Genomic DNA, 16,403 nt, shown 5'->3' on the forward strand with positions numbered 1-16,403 from the left:
CACCGCCGTTCAAAACTGTGGGAGCGAGCCTGCTCGCGAAGAGGGAGTGTCAGACAACATGTTTGTTGAATGACACACCGCTTTCGCGAGCAGGCTCGCTCCCACATTTGGATTTGTGTAGGTTCTTAAAGGCCGAGCAGGGACAGCATGATAAACGTCGCAAACAGCACAAAGTGAGTCATGCCTTCGATGGCATTGGTCTCGCCGTCATTCAGGTTGATCGCACTGACCATCAGCGTGATGAAGATCATCACCGTCTGCACCGGGGTCATCGCCATCTGAAACGGCTGACCGGTGTACAGCGCCATCGCTTCCATCACCGGCACCGTCAGGATCACCGTCGACAGTGACGCGCCCATCGCAATGTTCACCACCGATTGCATGCGGTTGGCCAACGCGGCACGCAACGCCGTCAGAATCTCCGGCGCTGCGGAAATCGCCGCCACCAGAATCGCCGTGATCACCGGCGGTGCGCCCGTACCTTCCAGGCCCAGATCGAGGGTCTTGGACATCACTTCGGCCAGTGCGCCGATCACCACCACGCCGAACACCAGAATGCCGATCGACCAGGTCAGGCTCAGCGGTTTCGGTTCATCTTCCACCGGCTCTTTCTTGCGGCGTTTGTCCGGGTAGCTGTAGCTGAAAAAATAACTGTGCGGCCCAACCTGCATCCGCAGGAACAACGCATAAAGCACCACCATCGCACCGATGGTGAACGCTGAATAAATCTTCCAGTTGGCCGCCGGAATAAACTCCGGCACCACCATCGATACGCCCATGGCGGTGAGGATCATCACGCTGTAGCTGCGTGCCGAATCATCGTTGTACGACTGCTCGCCGTGCTTGAGCCCGCCCATCAACGCGGCGAGGCCGAGGATGCCGTTGATGTCGAGCATCACCGCCGAATAGATCGTGTCCCGCACCAGCGTGGCGGACGCCTCGTTGCTCATCATGATCGCCAGGATCACCACTTCCACCAGCACCGCAGCGAGGGTCAGGATCATCGTGCCGTAGGGGTCGCCGACTTTTTCTGCGAGCAGTTCGGCATGATGGGCGACGCGCATCGAGGCGGCGACGATGAAGGCGATCAGCACCAGACCGCAGATCAGCGCGACGATCTGGCCGCTGTGGAGCATCCAGTGTTCCAGCGGATAAGCGATGCACGCGGCAATCACCGCCAGCAGCAGAAAGCTTTCTTGCTTGAGGATCGTGAGCATGGCGGGCCTTTTTGCCGAGAGATTCGAATGAGCTACTGACTGCGGCGCGGCGCTAACGTTTCGTTACACCTTAGCGCACCAGTGGATGGCAGCTGGTTCAGGCATGCACTTTTATCGGCCTTGCCGGCCTCTTCGCGAGCAGGCTCGCTCCCACATTTGATCGCGTTGCCCTGTGGGAGCGAGCCTGCTCGCGAAGGCCGCGCCTCGGTTTCGGATTGTTTGTTGTCCTGTTGGTCAGCAATTTGCATTGCCCCTGACCACACACAACAAAATGGAGCTCTAATTCATGCAAATACGTCCGCTGCACAAACTGCTGTGCGCCGCCATCGGTCTGGGGATCAGCCTGAGCGCCAGCGCTGCCGATCCGCTGAAGGTCGGTTTCGTCTACATCGGCCCGATCGGCGACCACGGCTGGACGTATCAGCATGAACAGGGGCGCAAGGCGCTGGCGGAGAAATTCGGCGCGCAGATCAGCACCAATTACGTCGAGAACGTGGCCGAGGGCGCCGACGCCGAGCGGGTGATCCGCAACATGGCCAAGGACAATTACGACCTGATCTTCACCACCTCCTTCGGCTACATGAACCCGACGCTGAAAGTCGCCAAACAGTTTCCCAAGGTCACCTTCGAACACGCCACCGGCTACAAGCAGGACAAGAACCTCGGCACCTATCTCGCGCGCACCTACGAGGGTCGTTATGTCGGCGGTTTCCTTGCAGCGAAGATGACCAAGACCAAGAAGGTCGGTTACGTCGCCTCGTTCCCGATTCCGGAAGTGATCCGCGATATCAACGCCATCCAGCTGGCGCTGAACAAGTACAACCCCGGCACCGAGATCAAAGTGGTGTGGGTCAACTCGTGGTTTGACCCGGGCAAGGAAGCCGACGCCGCCAACGCCCTGATCGATCAGGGTGTGGACGTAGTGTTCCAGCACACCGACAGCCCGGCGCCGATTCAGGCCGCCGAACGGCGTGGCGTGTACGCCGTGGGTTACGCCTCGGACATGGCGCACTTCGGCCCGAAAGCGGTGCTGACTTCGATCGTCAACGACTGGGCACCGCACTACATTCAGGCGACCCAGAGCGTGATCGACCACAACTGGAAATCCCAGGACTACTGGGGCGGGCTGAAGGAAGGCACGGTTGAACTGCCGATCAGTGATCTGGTACCGGCACCGGTGAAAGCCGAGGCCGAACAAATTATCGCCGACATCAAGAGCGGCGCGCTGCAACCGTTCACCGGGCCGATCAAGGATCAGGCCGGCGTGGAGAAGATCCCGGCAGGTGTGAGCGCGACGAATGCGGAACTGGCGTCGATGAACTATTACGTTGAAGGGATGAAGGCCGAGATGCCGAAGTAATCCTCCGATTCACCACACAAAACCTTGTGGGAGCGAGCCTGCTCGCGAAAGCGGTGTGTCATTAAACAAAAATGTTGTCTGACACTCCCTCTTCGCGAGCAGGCTCGCTCCCACATTGGAACCCAGCGTATTCAAGGATTGTGTATGAACAGTCTTCCGATCATCGACATCTCACCGCTCTACACCAACGACCAAAACGCCTGGCCCGCCGTCGCCGCGCAGATCGACCAGGCCTGCCGCGAATGGGGCTTTTTCTACATCACGGGCCACCCGATTTCCGCGCAGCGCATCGACGCCGTGCTCGATCAGACTCAACGTTTTTTTGCTCTGCCCTCAGCGGAAAAACTCAAGATCGACATAACCCAGACCCGCCATCATCGCGGCTACGGCGCCATCGCCACCGAGCAACTCGATCCGAGCAAGCCCAGCGATCTGAAAGAAACCTTCGACATGGGCCTGCACTTGCCGGCGGATCATCCCGAGGTGCTCGCGGAAAAACCGCTGCGCGGGCCGAATCGTCATCCGGCACAAGCAGGCTGGGAAGCGCTGATGGAGCAGCACTACCTCGACATGCAGGCCCTCGCGCAAACCCTGCTGCGGGCGATGACGATTGCGCTGGGGATCGAACGCGACTTCTTCGATTCGCGCTTCGTTGAGCCGGTCAGCGTACTGCGGATGATCCACTACCCACCACGCCACACCGCCAGCAGCGCCGAACAGCAAGGCGCCGGAGCGCACACCGATTACGGCTGCATCACCCTGCTCTACCAGGACAGCGCCGGCGGCCTGCAAGTGAAGAACATCAACGGTGAATGGATCGACGCGCCACCGATTGACGGCACCTTCGTGGTCAACCTCGGCGACATGATGGCGCGCTGGAGCAACGACCGCTATCGCTCGACCCCGCATCGGGTGATCAGCCCGCTGGGGGTGGATCGCTATTCGATGCCGTTCTTCGCCGAGCCGCACCCGGACACCCGTATCGAATGCCTGCCCGGTTGCCAGGACGCACAGCATCCGGCGAAATATCCGACCACCTCCTGCGCCGAATTCCTGCTGTCGCGCTTCGCCGATACCTACGCCTATCGGCGCGAGCCGCAAGCGGTGTGATGGATCGCTTGGTCAGGTTTTGCCAATTGTTTCGGCGCGCATCTGTAGAATGGCCGCCATCTGCACCTGATGAGAAAAGAATATGTACGATTGGCTCAACGCCCTGCCCAAGGCCGAACTGCACCTGCATCTGGAAGGCTCGCTGGAGCCTGAGTTGCTGTTCGCCCTGGCCGAACGCAACAAGATTGCCCTGCCGTGGAGCGATGTCGAAACCCTGCGCAAGGCCTACGCCTTCAACAACCTGCAGGAATTCCTCGACCTGTATTACCAGGGCGCCGACGTGCTGCGCACCTCGCAGGACTTCTACGACCTGACCTGGGCCTACCTGCTGCGCTGCAAAGCGCAGAACGTGATTCACACCGAACCGTTCTTCGATCCGCAGACCCACACCGACCGTGGCATCCCGTTCGAAGTGGTACTCAACGGCATCGCCGCGGCACTCAAGGATGGCGAACAGCAACTGGGCATCACCAGCGGTTTGATCCTGAGCTTCCTGCGCCACCTGAGCGAAGACGAAGCACAGAAAACCCTCGATCAGGCGCTGCCGTTCCGTGATGCGTTTGTCGCCGTCGGCCTCGACAGCTCGGAGATGGGTCACCCGCCAAGCAAGTTCCAGCGTGTGTTCGACCGCGCCCGCCACGAGGGTTTCCTGACCGTCGCCCACGCCGGTGAAGAAGGCCCGCCGGAGTACATCTGGGAAGCCATCGACCTGCTGAAGATCCAGCGTATCGACCATGGCGTACGCGCCATCGAAGACGAGCGCCTGATGCAGCGGATCATCGACGAGCAGATCCCGTTGACTGTGTGCCCGCTGTCGAACACCAAGCTCTGCGTGTTCGATCACATGTCGCAGCACAACATCCTCGACATGCTCGAGCGTGGGGTGAAGGTCACCGTCAACTCCGATGACCCGGCGTACTTCGGCGGCTACGTCACCGAGAACTTCCATGCGCTGCATGAACACCTGGGCATGACCCAGGATCAGGCCAAACGCCTGGCGCAGAACAGCCTGGATGCGCGTCTGGTAAAACCATAAGTACAAAGCAAATCCTCTGTGGGAGCGGGCTTGCTCGCTCCCACAGGGTGCTGTGTTCAGCCAGCGATCTCTGCTTCAGTCAGCTCCTCCAGGGTTTTACCGCGCGTCTCCATCCCGAACAGCCACACCACCCCCGCCGCAATCGCAAAGCACAGCGCGCCCAGCGCAAACACTCCGCCTTGCCCGGTAATCGGGAACACCAGCCCGGTCACCAGCGGCCCGAGCAACGAGCCGACACGGCCAATCGCCGAGGCAAAGCCCGAGCCTGTGGCGCGCGCCGAAGTCGGGTACAACTCCGGCGTATAGGTGTAGAGCACCGCCCACATGCCGAACAGGAAAAACTGCATCAGCAGCCCCGAGCTGATCAGCAACGCGACGTTGCCGCCGAACACCGCACTCTGCCCGTAGAGAAACGCCATCACCCCGCCGCCGAGCAACGTCACGATGCACACCGGTTTGCGCCCCCAGCGTTCCACCAGCCACGCTGCCATCAGAAACCCGGGAATCCCGCCCAGAGAAATCAGCACGGTGTAATACACCGACTGGGTCACGGCGAAACCCGACTGTTGCAACAACGCACTGAGCCACGATGTCAGCCCGTAGAAACCGAGCAAAGCGAAAAACCACAGGCTCCAGATCATCGTGGTGCGCTGGCGATATTGCGGCGACCAGATCTGCTTGAGCGCCGAGAAGAAGTTGCCCGGCGGCGTCACTGTTCTTGGCAGGCACACCGGCTCAGGCAGCGTCGCCACCCCGAGCGACGTGCGCACGCGCGCCTCTATTGCGTTCAGGACCTTGTCCGCTGCTTCGTGGCGTCCGGCTTGCTCCAGCCAGCGTGGTGATTCGGGAATGAAGAAACGGATCGCCAGCACAAACACCGCCGGCACCGCCAACACCAGGAAGATATCGCGCCAGCCAATCAGCGGCAGCAGAAAGTACGACAGCACCCCGGCGGCGACGAAACCCAGCGGCCAGAAACCGTCCATCAATGCAATGTAGCGCCCGCGCCGCTGCGCCGGGATCAACTCCGAAAGCATCGACTGTGCAATCGGAAACTCCATGCCCATGCCGATCCCCAGCAGGATGCGGAACAGCGTCAGGCTCTCGACCGTTTGCGCGGTCGAACACAGATAACTGGCCACGCCCCACAACACGATGCTCCACTGAAACACCGGTTTACGCCCGAAACGATCGGCGAGCATCCCCGATAACGACGCCCCCAGCACCATGCCGAAAAAACTCGAACTGGCGAGCAGGCCAGCCTGTGCACTGCTCAAGCCGAACTCGGTTTTGATCGAGCCGAGCAGGAACGTCATCATGGCCAGGTCCATGGAGTCGAAAAAGAACGCCAGGGCAATGATGATGAAAATAACCCGGTGATAACCGCTGAGCGGCAGCCGTTCCAGGCGTTCTGCCGCGTTGAAGTCTCGCGTATCCATGCCCATCCCCTCCGCAATGTGTGCGGATCGAGTGTGCGCGATAACGCCTCAGCGCTTTTTCTGGATACGACCTGTTCGCAGTCACAGGCGACGCCAGCGTCGAAGTGTCGGCCGGCGAACGCTCTATCACGCCAATTCCAGCTCGGTTTCCTTGGCGAACCGCTGGATTTCCCGCTGCCCGGCCGGGGTCACTTGCAAGGCTCGGGAGTCCTTGGGCAGCACCAGCCAGCCGGACTGCATGAACAGTTGCAGCACCGCCGCGCCGAGTGAACCGCCCAGGTGTGGGCGACGTTCACTCCAGTCCGGACAGGCGCACGCCACCTGAGCCTTGCGATGAGCGAGGGCCTGGATGAACACACCGCGGTTGGCCAGTTGCGTAGAGCCTTTGAGGGTCACCACGACCCGCTGCTCGATCTGTTCGAGCCAGCCGGCATCGAGCAGACGCTGATACAGATCGGCGGCCAGCGTGCCACCCAAATGATCATCGCAAAAGCGCGCACGCAGCAGTGAAGACGGCGCAGTCCGGGGATTGGCGCTCGGTGCCGAGCGTTTGAATACGTGAGGAATTTCCCGCGGTGCGCTGGCGATCGTGGCACTGGCCAGCGCTTCGATGGCCGCCGCGATCTCCGGGGCTGCCAGACGGAAAAAGCGCTTGCGCCCACGGACCTCGACTTTCAACAGGCCCCCGGCGGACAAACGCCCCAGATGCGCACTGGCCGAAGATGGCGACAACCCTGCCAGCAGCGCCAGCTCTTCGGTCTGGCGTGCCGAGCCATCCATCAACGCCCACATCATCGCACTGCGCTTGGGGTCGGCCAGCAGCGTGGCGATCTGGCTGATGCAAGGTGCATGTTCCATGTATTCACTCCCTGTTGAATCGTATCGTCTACTGCTCGAAGACATCTTGACCAGTAATGGGTCATCGGCCAAGACGGGTAAAACGCCATGAACCGGAGCAAGCCAGGCCGGTGCTGCGGCACCCGTCAATGGAGTGTCCGCGGCGTTTGTGCAGCGCTCGCTCGGCTCTGAAAAACCGGCCGGATTCAGTCCTGACCGGTTATCGGTGCAGGTTTGAGGCGGTCGCTAGTATAAGCGGGATGCACGCTGCTTCCTGCGCCGTGGCTGACACGAATGGTGATAGTTCCTGAGTGAAATTTCGCTAATTGCCTGCGACTAATGATCAACTTTCGGGAAATGGGGAAATTGACTACTCAATTCGGCGCATCGGCTGGCGAGCATTTCCCTCAAAAGGTTCACCGGCTTACTCAATTGTGCGCGATGGGCGCACAACAGATTCAGCGGAGCACGCTCACAGAGCAGCTCTGGCAGCAACACTTTGAGGCGCCCGGCGAGCACATCCGCGCCGACATCGAGCCACGATTTGTAGGCGATGCCCGCCCCCGCCACCGCCCACAACCGGACGACGTCGGCGTCATCACTGAAGCGATCGCCACTGACCGTCAGGCCGACTTCACGTTTGCCGTCATGAAAACTCCAATGGTCGTGCACGCGACTGCCGAGCATGTACAGCAGGCAATTGTGCTGCGCCAGTTGTTCGAGCTGACGCGGTTCGCCGTGGCGCGCCAGGTACGCCGGCGATGCGCAGAGCACGCGGCGATTGTCCGGGGCGATGGGCAGGGCCACCAGGCTCGAATCCTCGGGTTCGCCATAACGCAGGGCGATGTCCACCGGCTGGCGGAACAGGTCGGCGATGCGATCACCGAGCAACAGGCGCACGGTCAGTTTCGGATGCTCGCGCTGAAACTCGTCGAGCCACGGCAACAGCAAGTTGCGCCCGAAATCCGAAGGCGCCGACAACTGCAGGATGCCGCTGACCTGATCCTGCGCGCTGGAGAGAAATCGCCGGCCTTCGTCCAGCGAACTCAACGCGGCCCGCGCGTATTCGAGGAAGCCTTCGCCCTCGGCGGTCAGACGCAGGCTGCGGGTCGAGCGCGCCAGCAAACGCACGCCCAGTTGCTGTTCGATGCGTTTGAGCGCGGCGCTGGCCACTGCCGCGGACATGTCCATCACCCGCGCCGCTGCCGACAGACTGCCCAGATCCGCCGCGCGAACGAACAACTGCAAATCGTCGAAACGCAGCATTGTCAGCCTCGATTATCAAAAAAATATTGAAAGAGACTGCTCTTTTAGCCGGTTTTATCGCGCCGAGAAATAGCCAATGATGGGTTCAAGCAAATTTATCCCGCGACTGGAGCCGCACATGTCCCAAGCATTCACCGCCATCGCCACACTGATCGCCAAACCCGGCCAGCAGGACACCCTCGAAAACGCCCTGCGCGCACTGGTTGAGCCGAGCCGCGCCGAGGAAGGCTGCAGCCAGTACGACCTGCACCGCGACCTCGCCGATCCGCTGACCTTTTATGTGATCGAACACTGGGCCAGCGAGGAAATCCTTTCGGCGCACAACGCCAGCGCGCATTTTCAGAACTTCCAGGCCGCCGCCGGCCACTGCATCGAACACTTTCAATTGAAACGTCTGGGCGCCATCGCCTGAGCCCTTCTTCTATTACCGTTACGGAGCAAGTCATGAAAGCCATCGCCTATTACGCCTCCCTGCCGATCAGCGACGAAAAATCCCTGCAAGACATCGAACTGCCGGAGCCGGTCGCCGGCCCGCGCGACCTGCTGGTGGAAGTCAAAGCCATCTCGGTCAACCCGGTCGACACCAAGGTGCGGCAGAACGTGGCGCCGGAAAACGGCGCAGCAAAAGTACTGGGCTGGGACGTCGCCGGTGTGGTCAAGGCCGTCGGCAGTGAAGTGACGCTGTTCAAGGCCGGCGACAAAGTGTTTTACGCCGGCTCCATCGCCCGTGCCGGTGGCAACAGCGAGCTGCACGTGGTCGATGAGCGCATTGTTGGCCACATGCCCAAATCCCTCGGTTTTGCCGAAGCCGCCGCGCTGCCGCTGACCGCGATCACCGCGTGGGAACTGCTGTTCGAACGCCTGCAGATCCGTGAGGGCAAGACCGATGAAGGTCAAAGCCTGCTGATCGTCGGCGCCGCTGGCGGCGTCGGTTCGATCCTCACCCAACTGGCCAGCCAGTTGACCGGCCTGAAGGTCATCGGCACCGCGTCCCGTGCACAGACTCGCGACTGGGTGACCGAGCTGGGTGCCGACCTGGTGATCGACCACAGCCAGCCGTTGAGCGAGGAACTGAAACGCGCCGGCATCGATCACGTGACCCACGTCGCCAGCCTGACCCAGACCGATCTGCACCTGGAGCAACTGGTCGAGGCGTTGGCCCCGCAAGGCAAACTCGCGCTGATCGACGATCCGAAGTCGCTGGACGTGAGCCAGCTCAAGCGCAAGAGCCTGTCGCTGCACTGGGAGTTCATGTACACCCGCTCGCTGTTCGAAACACCGGACATGATCGAGCAGCACAAGCTGCTCAACCGCGTGGCCGAGCTGATTGATGCGGGGACGTTGAAGACCACCGTCGGCGAGCATTTCGGCACGATCAACGCGGCGAACCTGCGCCGGGCGCATGAGCTGCTGGAAAGCGGCAAGGCCAAGGGCAAAATTGTTTTAGAAAGTTTCTGAAAACCCGGACGTCGTAATCAGCGCCAGTCCTTTCAAGGGCTGGCGCTATTTTTTGCCGTCAGTCAGATGCTTGATCGTTGTCACAAATCCGATCGTATTCAGGTCTACACTCGAAGCCTCTGCGATGCATCTTTTACACAAGGGAGGTCAGTAATGAAGATCCTGATAAAAGAAGTGGCAAAGTCCCAATGGCAGGTTCGCCTGGACCAGCACGCCGTGACCTTTCGCAGTGAAGCCGAGGCGCTCGCCTTCACCCGCACCCTCGAAGCGCGCCTGCACGCGCCCCATCGGATTCCCGACCCCGGACAGCAACGCGCCGTCGGCTGAGGCAATCAGGCTTCGGCCTGCGCTTGCGCCAACGCCCGGGCATTCTGCAAATGCCGGGTGTACATCGCGACGCTCACCACCAGCAACCCGCACAGACTGATGACCATGGCCATCGGCATGGCGCTGCCATCGTGCAGAACGCCCACCAGCGAAGCCGCGCCGGAAGCCACGCTGAACTGCAGGCAGCCCATCAGTGCCGACGCACTACCGGCACGCGCACCCTGGCCGTTCATTGCACACGCCGCTGCGTTGGGCAGGATGCAGCCGAGGCTGGCGATACACACGAACAACGGAATCAACAGCGGCCACAACGCTTCGGTGTGCAGCGAGCTGACCGCGAGCAAAGAAACCCCGGCCAACAGATACACCCACACCGCCCGTGCCAGCAGGAATGCCGGACCGCGCTTGGCCAACAGCCGCGCATTGACCTGGGCCACCAGAATGAACCCCGCCGCATTGGTGCCGAACAGCCAGCCGAAATGCTCGGCGGGTACGCCGTACAGTTTGATGAAGACGAACGGCGAACCGGCGATATAGGAAAACATCCCGGCGACCGCGATCCCACCGGTCAGGGCGTGGCCGAGAAACACCCGGTCGCCGAACAACCGGCCGTATTGGCGCAACGCACCGGACAGTGGCTGGCGCGGCACATGGGCCGGCAGACTTTCTGGCAGCCCCAACGCCACAGCCAGGCCGGCCAGTGCGCTGAAGCCCGTCAGTGCGAGGAAGATCGACTGCCAGCCCGTGGTATTGACCAGCAGACCGCCGAGCAACGGCGCGAGAATCGGCGCCAATCCCATCACCAGCATCAGTTGCGAAAAGACTTTCGCCGAACCGACCGCATCGCACTTGTCACTGACCACCGCCCGGGAAATCACCATCCCCGCGCAGCCGCCCAGCGCCTGAACGAAACGCGCGCCGATCAGCCATTCCAGATTCGGTGCATAAGCACAGGCCAGCGAAGCCAGGGTGAACAGGCCGACACCGACCAACAGCGGCAGGCGCCGACCAAACCGGTCGGCCACCGGCCCATACAGCAACTGCCCGATCGACAGACCGGCGAAATAGGCTGCCAGGGTCAGTTGCACATGCTTTTCATCAGTGCCAAAGGCCAGCGCCATCGACGGGAACGCCGGCAAATAGAAGTCGATCGCCAGCGGACCGAAGGCGCTCAGGGCACCGAGAATCAGAATGGTACGGAAGTTCATCAGGCATCCAGGTGGGATAGAAGTCGGCAGCCCGACAGTCTAGCCGCGCTGAGACACCTTGAACATTCCGATAGCTCGCTAACTATTAGAAATCAGATGACCTACACCTGAAACCTGTGGCGAGGGAGCTTGCTCCCGCTGGACTGCGCAGCACGCCGAGTGTTTTTCAATTGAAAAAAAGGCCGCTTCGCGACCCGGCGGGAGCAAGCTCCCTCGCCACAAGGATTTATCGTTATCCGGCGAGTTTTACCGGGTAGCCCTCTTCGCTGATCACCTCGATCACCTGCTCGGCACTCAGCGAACTCTCGACGCCGACTTCTTTGGCCGCCAGATCGACCCGCACGCTGGCCGCCGGATCCTTCGCCTGCACGGCGTTGGTGATGGCTTTGACACAGTGGCCGCAGGACATGCCTTGAACGTTGAACACTTGCATGGATGGACTCCTTTGAGTGAGGTTGCCGGCAGTGTCGAGCTTGCCACCATGGCAAGGTCAAGTTCTGCAGAAAACTGCCGGGCTGGCAATCGGCGTCGCGCTCAGCCAAGCTGCGTGCATCAATGACTCAAATTCAGGAGATTCAGCCATGCGCTGGTCAGCTTTCAGCCTGTTTGGCTTGCTCAGCCTCTTTGCCGCCCTGCCCCAGGCCAACGCGACCGGTGAGGACTACGCCGTTCTGATCATCTCGCGCGAGCGTCTGGAAGTGCCGACTCCCTGCGAGATTGGCGTGTACGTCAATGATGAACTGGCAGCGCGCCTGCTTCAGGAACAGACCACTTCGTTCAACCTGCCCCACGGGACGATTTCCATCCGTCTGAAACAATTGCCTGGCCAAGTGCCGGGTTGCCAGGCAGGCATGCTCGCGCCGCCGGCGCAGGAGATCTCGCTCAAGGCCGGCGATGTGCTCAAGTACCGGATCGCGGCAAATGCCAAAGGCTTGTACCTGCGACCTGCCGCCCTCGAATACTAAGCAAAACTCCAAATGTGGGAGCGGGCTTGCTCGCGAATGCGCTGTGTCATTCAGCGATGATGTTGACTGACACACCGCATTCGCGAGCAAGCCCGCTCCCACACTGTTTTTGTAGTGAGTCAAATATTGGCGCTTGACCTTGCCCGCGTGGCAAGGTTGATCCTTGTAGGCATCTTCTACAGGGAGTAAGACCGATGTCCGATTCCATCACTTTCGATCTGCCGATTGCCGGCATGACCTGCGCCAGTTGCGCCGGGCGTGTCGAGCGGGCGTTGCGCAAAGTCAGCGGCGCCAGTGCCGTCAGCGTCAATCTCGCCACCGAACAGGCCCGCGTCCAGGCGCCTGGTGACAGCTTGCCGGCGTTGATGGAGGCGGTTGAACGCGCCGGCTACAGCGTGCCGCAGCAGACGGTGGAATTGAACATCGACGGCATGACCTGCGCCTCGTGCGTCGGTCGCGTCGAGCGCGCCCTGAACAAAGTCCCCGGGGTGAAGAGCGTCAGCGTCAACCTCGCCAACGAACGCGCACACCTCGAATTGCTCGGTCAGGTCGACATTCAGTCGCTGCTCGATGCTGTAAGCAAGGCCGGTTACTCGGCCAGCGTCTGGCAAGCCGAACACCCCGCCACCGATAACCAGCAACAGCGCCTGCAACATGAACGCTGGGCGCTGATCTGCGCGATCGTCCTGGCGTTGCCGCTGGTGTTGCCGATGCTGCTGCAACCGTTCGGCATTCACTGGATGCTTCCGGCCTGGGCGCAATTCGCCCTCGCCACCCCGGTGCAATTCATTTTCGGTGCACGTTTCTACGTGGCCGCGTGGAAAGCCGTGCGCGCCGGCGCCGGTAACATGGACTTGCTGGTGGCCCTCGGCACCAGCGCCGGTTATGGCTTGAGCCTGTACGAATGGGCCACCGCCGCCGGGCGCATGCCGCATCTGTATTTCGAAGCCTCGGCGGTGGTGATCGCCCTGGTGCTCCTCGGCAAATACCTGGAAAGCCGCGCCAAACGCCAGACCGCCAGCGCCATCCGCGCCCTCGAAGCCTTGCGCCCGGAGCGGGCGATTCAAGTCATCGACGGTCGTGAACAGGACGTCGCGATCAGCGCCCTGCGTCTGAACGATCAGGTCTTGGTCAAACCCGGTGAACGTTTCCCGGTAGACGGCGAAGTACTTGAAGGCCAAAGCCACGCCGACGAAGCGCTGATCAGCGGCGAAAGCCTGCCAGTGCCAAAACAGCCGGGCGACAAGGTCACCGGTGGTGCGATCAACGGTGAAGGCCGACTGCTGGTGCGCACCACCGCCCTCGGCGCGGAAAGCGTGCTGGCGCGGATCATCCGTCTGGTAGAAGACGCTCAGGCGGCGAAAGCGCCGATCCAAAAACTGGTGGATAAAGTCAGCCAGGTGTTCGTGCCCAGCGTGTTGCTGATCGCCCTCGCCACCCTGATCGGCTGGTGGCTATACGGCGCGCCCATGGAAACCGCGTTGATCAACGCTGTTGCCGTGCTGGTGATTGCCTGTCCGTGTGCCCTCGGCCTCGCTACCCCGACGGCAATCATGGCCGGCACCGGCGTGGCTGCGCGCCATGGGATTCTGATCAAAGATGCCGAAGCGCTGGAACGTGCCCATGCAGTCGACAACGTGGTCTTCGACAAGACCGGCACGCTGACTTCCGGCACCCCGCGTATCGCCCATTTCAGTGCGCTGGATGGCGATGAAAATACCCTGCTGACACTGGCCGGCGCCCTGCAACGCGGCAGCGAGCATCCGCTGGCCAAAGCCGTGCTGGACGCGGCCGCCGAGCGTGACCTGAGCGTGCCGGATGTCAGCGACAGCCAATCCCTGACCGGGCGTGGCATCGCCGGCAATCTTGGCGGTCGGCGTCTGGCGCTGGGCAATCGGCGCTTGCTGGAAGAAAGTGGCCTGAGCGCGGGCAATCTCGCCGAGTCCGCCAAGGCTTGGGAAAGCCAAGGCCGAACCCTGTCGTGGCTGATCGAGCAAAGCCCGGAACCGCGTGTACTCGGTTTGTTCGCCTTCGGCGACACGCTCAAGCCCGGCGCACTGCAAGCCGTGCAGCAACTGGCCGTCCGCGGTATTCACAGCCATCTGCTGACCGGTGACAACCGTGGCAGTGCGCGCGTGGTGGCCGAGGCGCTGGGCATTGAAAACGTTCACGCCGAAGTACTCCCCGCCGACAAAGCCGCGACCGTCGCCGAACTGAAGAAAACCGGCGTGGTGGCGATGGTCGGCGACGGCATCAACGACGCCCCGGCACTGGCGGCTGCCGACATCGGCATCGCCATGGGCGGCGGCACCGACGTAGCGATGCACGCCGCCGGCATCACTCTGATGCGCGGCGATCCACGGCTGGTGCCGGCAGCGCTGGAGATCAGCCGCAAGACTTACGCGAAGATCCGCCAGAACCTGTTCTGGGCCTTCGTCTACAACCTGATCGGCATTCCGCTGGCAGCGCTCGGCTTCCTCAATCCGGTGCTGGCCGGTGCGGCGATGGCGCTGTCGAGCGTCAGCGTGGTGAGCAATGCGCTACTGTTGAAAACCTGGAAACCGAAGGATCTGGAGGAACAGCGATGAACATCGGCCAAGCGGCCCGGCACAGTGGCCTGAGCGCAAAGATGATCCGCTATTACGAGTCGATCGGCCTGCTCAAGGCTGCCCATCGCACCGACAGCGGCTACCGGGTCTACAGCGAAGATGACCTGCACACCCTGGCGTTCATCAAGCGTTCGCGGGACCTGGGCTTTTCCCTTGAGGAAGTCGGCAAGCTGCTGACCCTGTGGCAGGATCGCCAGCGTGCCAGTGCCGATGTGAAAGCGCTGGCCCGTCAGCACATCGACGAGCTGAACCGGAAGATTCGCGAACTCGGCGAGCTGCGCGACACCCTGCAGGATCTGGTCGAGCACTGTAATGGCGACCATCGCCCCGATTGCCCGATCCTCAAGGAACTGGCGTCGGGCTGCTGCGCGCAACCCGCCCGCGCCTGAGCGCCAGCAGCTTCACGGTCAACAGCGTACCGAGCGGGATGCCGTGGAACAGCATGACCACGGCACCCGGCGTCCACCAGCCGTAAAACGGCGCGGCAACCAGCATGCCGACGCCGAACCCGGTCATTTGCAGCAAGGTCAGGAAACTGAAAATCGGCAGGCGCAAATGCTCGGGTTCACGCTGCAGACGCGACATCAGGCTGACTTCGGAGAAACCGTCCCCCAGCCCCGCCGGCAGCGAAAACAGCAGCAGACCGTAAAGGCTGTGCTGCTGGAACATCAGGATAAAGCCGCAGGACATTAACGCCACGCCGAAGAAATACCGTCGCTCCAGATCACTGTTATCCGTGCCTTTGAGGCGACTGGCAATCCGTGCGCCGAGCAGCTTGCCGCTGGCCCACACCGCCAGCATCAGGCCCAGCGTGGTGCTGGCCGAATCAGGTGTGAGCAATTTGGAGAGGATCGGGAATCCGACGTTGTGCGCGGCACTGCCCAAGGTGTCGGCCATGGTCACGGCGAGCATCGCCGCAATCACCGGAGCGCTGCGCAGGCCTTGTTTCAGAGCTGACCATTCGCCGCGTTCGCTGGTCGATTGTTCGCTGACTTCTGCAGCGGCGAAGCGCAACGGTGCAATCAACAGCGCCGCCAGCACATAGGTCAGTGCGTTGAGCGCGAAGACCGTTTCGAAACCGAATGCCGCCACCAGCAAACCGGACACCAGGCTGCCGCCGACCATCGCCGCCGACGACGCCGAGGTGATCCAGGCATTGGTTTTCAGTAGCAGCGCCGGCTCGATCAACCTCGGCAACTGGCTGTTGAGACCGATGGCGAACATCGAGTTGCCAAAACCCAGGCCGAAGGCGATCACCGGTAACAGCAACGCCTGCTGGCTCAGCGGCAGGATCAACAGCAGGCCAAGCAACGCCGCGCGCAGCAGATCGAAAGCGATCAACGGCACCCGGCCATTCCAGCGCCGATAGAAGCGCGTACCGATCAGACTGGCAAAAATCCCCCCGCCAACCCGGCTGGCGAGAAAGATCCCGACGCTCATGGCGCTGTTGCTCAGCAGGTAGACATAGGTCGCCAGCGCGACCATGTTGAGGAAGGCGCCGAAGTCGGAGATCAGCCGGGCGCTGATGATGAGGCGGGCGTTCACATTCAATCCTTGAGTGTGCGAGGGGC

General features: G+C 61.6%; 16 protein-coding genes. 9 read left to right on the forward strand and 7 right to left on the reverse strand.

The window, feature by feature from the left end; genetic code table 11:
• Positions 1-125 precede the first annotated feature (125 nt).
• Entirely contained in the window at positions 126-1,217 is a 1,092-nt protein-coding gene (locus CRO59_RS23320) for a calcium:proton antiporter (RefSeq protein WP_097089942.1), read from the reverse strand.
• Positions 1,218-1,503: 286 nt separating this feature from the next.
• Here CRO59_RS23320 and CRO59_RS23325 point away from each other — a divergent pair, with 286 nt between their 5' ends.
• From CRO59_RS23325 to CRO59_RS23335, 3 genes are all read left to right on the forward strand, one after another.
• Positions 1,504-2,577, forward strand: coding sequence for a BMP family ABC transporter substrate-binding protein (locus CRO59_RS23325; RefSeq protein ID WP_097089941.1), 1,074 nt, complete (start codon positions 1,504-1,506; stop codon positions 2,575-2,577).
• Positions 2,578-2,721: 144 nt separating this feature from the next.
• Complete coding sequence (locus CRO59_RS23330) at positions 2,722-3,687, forward strand: 2-oxoglutarate and iron-dependent oxygenase domain-containing protein (RefSeq protein ID WP_097089940.1); 966 nt, start codon at positions 2,722-2,724, stop codon at positions 3,685-3,687.
• 82 nt (positions 3,688-3,769) lie between these two features.
• Positions 3,770-4,723 (forward strand): adenosine deaminase, encoded by a 954-nt coding sequence (locus CRO59_RS23335; protein WP_003221371.1) that lies wholly within the window; start codon positions 3,770-3,772, stop codon positions 4,721-4,723.
• A gap of 56 nt (positions 4,724-4,779) precedes the next feature.
• Here the strand turns inward: CRO59_RS23335 and CRO59_RS23340 are convergent, their stop codons facing one another.
• The 3 genes from CRO59_RS23340 to CRO59_RS23350 form a co-directional block, all read right to left on the reverse strand.
• Positions 4,780-6,162: an MFS transporter gene (locus CRO59_RS23340; protein ID WP_097089939.1), complete on the reverse strand. Its 1,383-nt coding sequence runs from the start codon at positions 6,160-6,162 to the stop codon at positions 4,780-4,782.
• Positions 6,163-6,288: 126 nt separating this feature from the next.
• Positions 6,289-7,020, reverse strand: coding sequence for a helix-turn-helix transcriptional regulator (locus CRO59_RS23345; protein WP_097089938.1), 732 nt, complete (start codon positions 7,018-7,020; stop codon positions 6,289-6,291).
• Between the two features lie 315 nt (positions 7,021-7,335).
• Complete coding sequence (locus CRO59_RS23350) at positions 7,336-8,265, reverse strand: LysR family transcriptional regulator (RefSeq protein WP_007962958.1); 930 nt, start codon at positions 8,263-8,265, stop codon at positions 7,336-7,338.
• Between the two features lie 118 nt (positions 8,266-8,383).
• On the opposite strand from CRO59_RS23350, the gene CRO59_RS23355 reads away from it, so the two are divergent.
• The 3 genes from CRO59_RS23355 (at position 8,384) to CRO59_RS28800 (ending at position 10,050) form a co-directional block, all read left to right on the forward strand.
• Positions 8,384-8,677 carry a putative quinol monooxygenase gene (locus CRO59_RS23355; RefSeq protein ID WP_096794850.1) on the forward strand — a complete coding sequence of 98 codons (294 nt, stop codon included), beginning with the start codon at positions 8,384-8,386 and terminating at the stop codon, positions 8,675-8,677.
• 32 nt (positions 8,678-8,709) lie between these two features.
• Positions 8,710-9,723 (forward strand): zinc-binding alcohol dehydrogenase family protein, encoded by a 1,014-nt coding sequence (locus CRO59_RS23360; protein ID WP_027613632.1) that lies wholly within the window; start codon positions 8,710-8,712, stop codon positions 9,721-9,723.
• Between the two features lie 153 nt (positions 9,724-9,876).
• A complete protein-coding gene (locus tag CRO59_RS28800) occupies positions 9,877-10,050 on the forward strand; it encodes a hypothetical protein (RefSeq protein ID WP_166496092.1) in 174 nt (57 codons plus the stop codon).
• 5 nt (positions 10,051-10,055) lie between these two features.
• On the opposite strand, the gene CRO59_RS23365 is transcribed toward CRO59_RS28800, so the two are convergent.
• Together CRO59_RS23365 and CRO59_RS23370 are read right to left on the reverse strand one after the other, a co-directional pair.
• Positions 10,056-11,258 carry a multidrug effflux MFS transporter gene (locus tag CRO59_RS23365; RefSeq protein WP_027613631.1) on the reverse strand — a complete coding sequence of 401 codons (1,203 nt, stop codon included), beginning with the start codon at positions 11,256-11,258 and terminating at the stop codon, positions 10,056-10,058.
• 232 nt (positions 11,259-11,490) lie between these two features.
• Positions 11,491-11,691: a heavy-metal-associated domain-containing protein gene (locus CRO59_RS23370; RefSeq protein WP_096794848.1), complete on the reverse strand. Its 201-nt coding sequence runs from the start codon at positions 11,689-11,691 to the stop codon at positions 11,491-11,493.
• Positions 11,692-11,839: 148 nt separating this feature from the next.
• Here CRO59_RS23370 and CRO59_RS23375 point away from each other — a divergent pair, with 148 nt between their 5' ends.
• From CRO59_RS23375 to cueR, 3 genes are all read left to right on the forward strand, one after another.
• Positions 11,840-12,223, forward strand: coding sequence for a hypothetical protein (locus tag CRO59_RS23375; protein ID WP_027613629.1), 384 nt, complete (start codon positions 11,840-11,842; stop codon positions 12,221-12,223).
• A gap of 194 nt (positions 12,224-12,417) precedes the next feature.
• Positions 12,418-14,811, forward strand: a complete 2,394-nt coding sequence (locus CRO59_RS23380) for a heavy metal translocating P-type ATPase (protein WP_097089937.1) — start codon at positions 12,418-12,420, stop codon at positions 14,809-14,811.
• Positions 14,808-15,221, forward strand: coding sequence for a Cu(I)-responsive transcriptional regulator (cueR, locus tag CRO59_RS23385; RefSeq protein ID WP_097089936.1), 414 nt, complete (start codon positions 14,808-14,810; stop codon positions 15,219-15,221). Before CRO59_RS23380 ends, cueR begins: the two co-directional genes overlap by 4 nt.
• On the opposite strand, the gene CRO59_RS23390 is transcribed toward cueR, so the two are convergent.
• Positions 15,175-16,377: an MFS transporter gene (locus CRO59_RS23390; RefSeq protein WP_097089935.1), complete on the reverse strand. Its 1,203-nt coding sequence runs from the start codon at positions 16,375-16,377 to the stop codon at positions 15,175-15,177. The genes cueR and CRO59_RS23390 overlap by 47 nt on opposite strands.
• Between the last annotated feature and the right edge of the window lie 26 nt (positions 16,378-16,403).

The sequence above is a fragment of the Pseudomonas sp. LAMO17WK12:I5 genome (genome assembly GCF_900215165.1).
Taxonomy (GTDB): Bacteria; Pseudomonadota; Gammaproteobacteria; order Pseudomonadales; family Pseudomonadaceae; genus Aquipseudomonas; species Aquipseudomonas putida_A.